6 protein-coding genes are annotated in these 6,260 nt (G+C 48.1%); 4 read left to right on the forward strand and 2 right to left on the reverse strand.

Annotated elements, in window-relative coordinates:
* Nucleotides 1–108 precede the first annotated feature (108 nt).
* Nucleotides 109–657 (reverse strand): gluconate 2-dehydrogenase subunit 3 family protein, encoded by a 549-nt coding sequence (locus tag ACEW9O_RS15945; RefSeq protein ID WP_373551174.1) that lies wholly within the window; start codon nucleotides 655–657, stop codon nucleotides 109–111.
* Between the two features lie 93 nt (nucleotides 658–750).
* Nucleotides 751–1,947, reverse strand: coding sequence for an ADP-forming succinate--CoA ligase subunit beta (gene sucC, locus ACEW9O_RS15950; protein ID WP_373551175.1), 1,197 nt, complete (start codon nucleotides 1,945–1,947; stop codon nucleotides 751–753).
* 216 nt (nucleotides 1,948–2,163) lie between these two features.
* Between sucC and ACEW9O_RS15955 the strand changes: the two genes are divergently transcribed.
* From ACEW9O_RS15955 to ACEW9O_RS15970, 4 genes are all read left to right on the forward strand, one after another.
* The gene (locus ACEW9O_RS15955; RefSeq protein WP_373551176.1) at nucleotides 2,164–3,312 is read left to right on the forward strand and encodes a Gfo/Idh/MocA family protein; all 1,149 of its coding nucleotides are present in this window, start codon (nucleotides 2,164–2,166) and stop codon (nucleotides 3,310–3,312) included.
* Nucleotides 3,313–3,399: 87 nt separating this feature from the next.
* On the forward strand, nucleotides 3,400–4,320 hold the full coding sequence (locus ACEW9O_RS15960) for a sugar phosphate isomerase/epimerase family protein (protein ID WP_373551177.1): 921 nt from the start codon (nucleotides 3,400–3,402) through the stop codon (nucleotides 4,318–4,320).
* A gap of 56 nt (nucleotides 4,321–4,376) precedes the next feature.
* Entirely contained in the window at nucleotides 4,377–4,943 is a 567-nt protein-coding gene (locus ACEW9O_RS15965; protein WP_373551178.1) for a Uma2 family endonuclease, read from the forward strand.
* Nucleotides 4,944–5,084: 141 nt separating this feature from the next.
* Nucleotides 5,085–6,017 (forward strand): hypothetical protein, encoded by a 933-nt coding sequence (locus ACEW9O_RS15970; RefSeq protein ID WP_373551179.1) that lies wholly within the window; start codon nucleotides 5,085–5,087, stop codon nucleotides 6,015–6,017.
* Nucleotides 6,018–6,260 lie beyond the last annotated feature (243 nt).

Below are 6,260 nucleotides of genomic sequence, written 5' to 3' on the forward strand. Positions count from 1 at the left end.
GGGAGGTTGAGAAGGTTGAGGCTACCGCGAGCGATTTTGACAATGTCCTTGTCTAAGTCGCTCGCGGTAGCCTCAACCTTCTAAACCTCCTCAACCTTCTAAACTTCCTTAAAACATCGAAGTCCAGGCCTTGGTGTTTTCATCAATGGACAAATCGGGAATCCATACCCCCGGAACCGGGTCATAATTCAAGGCTTGAGTGGCGCCAATCTCAGAAGTAAAATACCCGTGCAAGGTCAACTCTTTGAGCAACTTAAAAAATTGTGCCTGGCCATTTTTTGCAGGCATTGCCTCCAATTGGGTCATCATTTGAAAGCGCTCATTGTCATTGAACTGCAAATAACTTTGGCTCATCTCACGCTGGCATTTTTCTTCCACTGCATTCAAATCAGCCCAAAATTGATCGCGTTGCTGCGGCGAGAAACAGGCCTCAACGGCCAGGGCAATAAAATCGTGCACACCCGCAGCCTTGGCACCTGGGGTATCCGTAGTTGGAATGATGGTATCCGCCAATTCCGCCAATAATTCTATTTGTGTAGCGGGAACAGTAGCTAAAATCGGCTCGGCGTTGGCCAAAGCCTTGGCTAGCATTTCCGGCAGAATGGTGATGGTTCCGGCTAAAAGGATGGTTTTTTTCAGCGCATTCCTACGGTGCATACTAAGGGATTTTGATCACAAATGTAATTTATAAAAAAATACCCCGAGCAAAAGACATTGCTCAGGGTATTTTTTTAATATAGCTCAATTCGTTTATGCCTCGTTCAGCACTTTGGTCACCAAAGCGGCTGCATCGGCCAATTGAATTGCGGAGAATACTTTTAAGCCAGATTCGTCGATCATCTTTTTCGCCATATCGGCGTTGGTACCCTGCAAACGCACGATGATGGGAACGGTAATGTTGCCCATGTTTTTGTAGGCATCGATTACCCCTTGCGCCACGCGGTCACAACGTACAATACCACCAAAAATATTGATCAGGATGGCTTTTACCGCAGGGTCTTTCAAAATGATTTTGAAGGCATTTTCTACCCGGGCTGCATCAGCAGTACCACCTACGTCGAGGAAGTTGGCTGGTTCGCCACCAGACAATTTGATGATGTCCATGGTCGCCATGGCCAAACCTGCGCCGTTCACCATACAACCTACGTTACCGTCCAGTTTTACGTAGTTGAGCTCAAACTCTTGGGCTTCTACGTCGGTTGGATCTTCTTCAGCCGTGTCGCGCATCGCTTCCAGATCGGCGTGGCGGTACAGGGCGTTGTCGTCGATAGACACCTTGGCATCTACGGCCAGGATGCGCTCATCACCGGTGCGCAGGCAAGGGTTGATTTCGAACAAAGAAGCGTCGGAAGCAACAAAAGCCGTGTACAACTTGGTGATGAAGGTGGTAAATTCTTTGAAAGCTTTGCCACTCAAACCCAAATTGAAGGCGATTTTACGCGCCTGGAAACCTTGAAAGCCGACCAGGGGATCAACCCACTCTTTTTGTACTTTTTCAGGCGTATGTTCAGCAACCGCTTCGATGTCCATCCCACCTTCGGTAGAATAGATGATCACGTTGCACTTTTTTTCGCGATCCATCAGGATGGATACGTAGTATTCTTTATTGGCACTAAAGTCTGGAGCGTAACAATCTTCAGCGATCAGCACTTTGCTCACCAGTTTGCCAGGGCCTTCCATACCACCTGGAGTCTGAGGCGTTTTCAGCATCATGCCCAGGATGTTGCCAGCGTGGGTTTTGAGGTCATCCAGGTTTTTGGCCAGTTTTACACCACCTCCTTTACCGCGTCCTCCTGCATGGATTTGGGCTTTCACCACCACTACGCCACTACCCAGTTCTTTCCAGGCTGCCTCAGCTTCTTCCACTGTATTGGCTACAATGCCCGACTGCACAGCTACTCCGTAGCGCTTGAGGATTTCTTTTCCTTGATATTCGTGAAGATTCATAACAAATCAGATATGTGTTTTTGGAGGATTTGGGTTATGCTTTTTAAAGCGGCTCAAAGCTAAGCATCTAAAGTGGAATGCGGAAAAGCTAGAGGAAAAAAGTTTAGACAATTTACAATTGTGTTCTTTTCAAAAAAATTAGCATTTTTTTCCAAATTTTATTTAAAAACTTGGATTCTACCGTACTTTTAGCACCTGAATAAACATCAACAACTCATGCAAAAAATTAAAGCTGCGGTAGTAGGGCTAGGTTTTATTGGCCCAGCCCACGTAGAAGCGCTGCGGCGCGTACCCACGGTAGATGTCATTGGCGCCTTGCATTTTGATTTGGAAAGCAGTCGCCAAAAGACCCAAGAACTCGGTATTGCCAAGGCTTATGGATCATTTGAAGAAGTGATCGCCGATCCTGAAGTGCAGGTTGTACACATTTGTACCCCCAATGCCATGCACTTCCACCAAGCCAAAGCCGCCTTGCTGGCGGGCAAACACGTGGTGTGTGAAAAACCATTGGCTACCACCATCGCCGAAGCCGAAGAGCTGGTGGCATTGGCGGCCAAAACTGGTTTGGTCAATGCCGTACACTTCAACATCCGCTACTACCCGATCGTCCGCCAGATGAAAGTGATGCGCGAAAAAGGAGAACTGGGCGAGATCTATTCCGTAATTGGGACTTACCTGCAAGACTGGTTGTTCAAAGATACCGATTACAACTGGCGCCTCGAACCCGAACAATCGGGCGAAAGCCGGGCCATCGCCGACATTGGCTCCCACATCATGGACTTGTTGGAGTACATCACTGGAGTGAAAATCGAAGCGGTAATGGCGGATTTCAATACGGTACACAAATTCCGCAAGAAGCCATTGAAACCTGTCGAGACTTATTCCGGCAAAATGTTGACTGCTGAGGATTACAAGGACGTGCCGATTACCACCGAAGACCACGCCAACGTACTCGTACGTTTCAGCAATGGCAACCGTGGGGTGATCACTGTAAGCCAGGTGTCAGCTGGGCGCAAGAACAGGATTGACCTGGAAATTTCCGGCTCAGTCTCTACCTTCCACTGGTGCTCCGAATCGCCGAACAACCTCTGGATCGGCAATCGCGATGGCTTCAACGGCCAACTGATGCGCGACCCATCCTTGTTCCACGGTGAGGCCAGAAGTGTGGTTTCTTTCCCTGGCGGCCACAACGAGGGCTTCCCGGATACCTCCAAACAATTGTTCAAAGAAGTATACCAGGCCGTTGCCGAAGGCAAACAACCTGCCAATCCGACCTACCCCACCTTTGCCGATGGTTTGCGCGAGCTGCTGATCTGCGAAAGAATTGTGGAAAGCAATAAGAAGCAGGCTTGGGTAACTGTTTAAGTGAAAAGTGAAAAGTGAAAAAAATACACCAAACGGTGAAATCCAAATGGTGTACCTACTTTTCACTTTTCACTAAATACCTCTCCTATGTTAGATCTCGGTTTTGTGTCCGCCATTCTCGCCAATCGCAGCTTTGATGAAGTGATGGACTATGCTGCGGCTAATGGTTTCAAGTGTGTAGAAATCATGTGTTGGCCTAAAAACAACAGTGATGCCCGACGTTATGCTGGGGTAAGTCATATTGATGTAGAAGGGTTTCATCCAGAAGAAATCCAATACATTAAAGACGTACAAGGAGTTACAGGAGTATACATTTCTGGCCTGGGTTACTATCCTAACCCTTTAGATGCCAATGAAGAACAAGGCGCATTTTCCCGTGAGCACCTCAAAAAGGTGATTAAGGCGGCAGCTATTCTGGGCATTCCCGTGGTCAATACCTTCATTGGTCGGGATCAATCGCGCAACATTTCGGACAACCTGAGCAAATACGCTGAAGTGTGGCCGGAGCTCATTCAAACCGCAGAGGCCAATGGAGTAAAAATTGGCATTGAAAACTGCCCCATGTTTTTTACCAATGACGAATGGCCGGGGGGAAAAAATCTGGCGATCAGTCCTGCAGTGTGGGACAAACTATTCGAAATCATTCCCAGTCCAGCGCTTGGCCTTAACTACGATCCTTCGCACCTGGTTTGGCAAATGATGGACCCCGTCCAGCCCATTTACGACTACAAAGACCGCCTGCACCACATCCACCTCAAGGACGCCAAGCTGTATCCACACAAGTTGAACCGGGTAGGCATCATGGCCAATCCGCTAGAGTACCATTCTCCAAAATTGCCTGGCTTGGGCGACGTCGATTGGCGCAAGTTTTTTGCAGCTTTGACCGATGTGCGCTACCGTGGGCCGGTATGTATCGAGGTGGAAGACAAGGCTTTTGAGGGCTCGGATGAGGATGTCAATAGTGCAATTCTGACGGCTCGGAATTATTTGCGGCAGTTCTTGGCCTGATCTAACGCCTTGCAAGTTTGTGCGCTAAGCATTAACTTGCAAAAAATAAGCAAGGCATGGCGGCAGCATCCACCAGTATTCAACGGTTCAAATTTTCCACTGAGGCATATCATCAGTTGGGAGAATATGGGCTTTTGCCTGCCGAAGCGCGTGTCGAATTATTGGATGGTGAAATTGTAGAAATGAGCCCGATCAATAGCCCCCACAGTGGTACAATCAATCGTTTGCAAAAAATATTAGAAAAATTATTGGGCAAAACCCACATCATTGCCAATCAAAACCCCATTCAGTTGGGGAAATACTCTGAACCTGAACCTGATTTAGCCGTTCTACTTTGGCGCGATGATTTCTATTTCGACCAGCATCCCGTGCCCAAAGAAGTAGCCTTCCTGGTTGAGGTAGCCGATTCCACCTTGGAAAAGGATCGGGAGCTCAAACTTCCACTTTATGCCCAGGCCAATATCCCAGAAGTCTGGATCGTTAATTTAAAGGCTAAGCAACTTGAAGTGTACACTTTACCAACGGAATCCATTTATACCCAGACCAAAGTTTATCAGGTTGGCGATTTGTTGGAGGGAACGCTGGTGCCCACGCTCAAGTTCGATCAAATTCTTCCCAAATAAGGAATTAAGGGGCGATAAAAAAATAAGTGATCATTTTGCCAGAGGATCAGATAAGTAAACGTTTCATTTCAAGTGTCTTATCTAATCCTCTGGCTCAGGAAAAATGATCAATTATTTTTGCCCCACTACTAATGATATACTATGTCGGAAATTAATCCCACTTTTTATCTTTCCAGGGTGGCCCTGGTGGTACAGCCCGGGCAAAATCAATTGCGGGCTTTCAGCGCCGAAAAAGGGGCCTGGGTCAGCCAGGAAGTGGTCATCAACATCGATGAAGACGACCGTTATCTGGTGGACACCAATGTAGCATTGGTGGTACAACCCGGCCAAAACTTCCTGCGCGCTTTTAGCGGCATCCTTGCCACCTGGGCCAATCTGGAAGTGCCCGTCAACAACCGCGAAGGGGATCACTACGCCGTGCGCGGCAACGTTGCCCTGGCGGTACAACCCTGGCGCGACCGCATTCACGGATTCAGTGCCTTTTCAGGAGTTTGGTCAACTATCAATGTTGAGGTAAATAACAATGAAGGCGATATAGAATTGGTGGAGCAAAACCTGGCGCTGATCGTCCAACCCATGCGCGACCGCCTTTGTGCATTTAGCGCGTTTACAGGCACCTGGGAGGTGGTCAGTGCACCGATCGATTCCAATCGGGGGGAAACCTACTTGATTGATACCAACATTGCATTAGTGGTGCAACCCGGCCAAAACCACATCCGCGCTTACAGTGCAGCTACGGGCACCTGGTCCCACCTCAATGTGAGTGTAGACCCACGACATGGTGACGCCTACCGCATTGGGGCCAATGTAGCGCTGATCATGCAACCGTTTCAGAATAAAATCCGGGCCTTTAGCGCCATCACGGGCAGTTGGAGTACGCTGGATGTGGCGGTAAATCCTAGTGAGGGAGACCAGTTTTTTGTATCTGGCAATGTGGCCATGGTGATTCAGCCGGGGCAGGACAAAATCCATGCCTTTAGTGCGATGAATGGGCAATGGGCCAGTTTGGCGGCATCGGTGGATGCACGGGATAAGGATGTGTATTTGATTGGGAAGGATGCGGTGTTGGGGTGAGTAATTTCTTAAGTGATTCCTTTAGTGTCTTGGGTTTCTTAGGTGGTGAAAAAAGGGCCTGCTCGCAAGTTTTTTCTTTTTCACCACCTAAGAAACCTTAGACCTGTCGATTACCCACAAAACCTCAAAATAGATTTGGGGTAATGGAAAAGAAGTTCATTGAGAGAATGTAATGTAAGCATCAACAAGAGTTTTGAGTCTTTCCAGAGCTCTGGTCAAGATGATGATACCCGGTACGGGTTG

It is taken from the genome of Haliscomenobacter sp. (assembly GCF_041740695.1).
Taxonomy (GTDB): Bacteria; Bacteroidota; Bacteroidia; order Chitinophagales; family Saprospiraceae; genus Haliscomenobacter.

Bases quoted from the DNA above. Each gene is read 5' to 3' on its own strand.
- ACEW9O_RS15945 (WP_373551174.1), bottom strand. From the start codon at position 657: ATGCACCGTAGGAATGCGCTGAAAAAAACCATCCTTTTAGCCGGAACC.
- sucC (WP_373551175.1), bottom strand. From the start codon at position 1,947: ATGAATCTTCACGAATATCAAGGAAAAGAAATCCTCAAGCGCTACGGA.
- ACEW9O_RS15955 (WP_373551176.1), top strand. From the start codon at position 2,164: ATGCAAAAAATTAAAGCTGCGGTAGTAGGGCTAGGTTTTATTGGCCCA.
- ACEW9O_RS15960 (WP_373551177.1), top strand. From the start codon at position 3,400: ATGTTAGATCTCGGTTTTGTGTCCGCCATTCTCGCCAATCGCAGCTTT.
- ACEW9O_RS15965 (WP_373551178.1), top strand. From the start codon at position 4,377: ATGGCGGCAGCATCCACCAGTATTCAACGGTTCAAATTTTCCACTGAG.
- ACEW9O_RS15970 (WP_373551179.1), top strand. From the start codon at position 5,085: ATGTCGGAAATTAATCCCACTTTTTATCTTTCCAGGGTGGCCCTGGTG.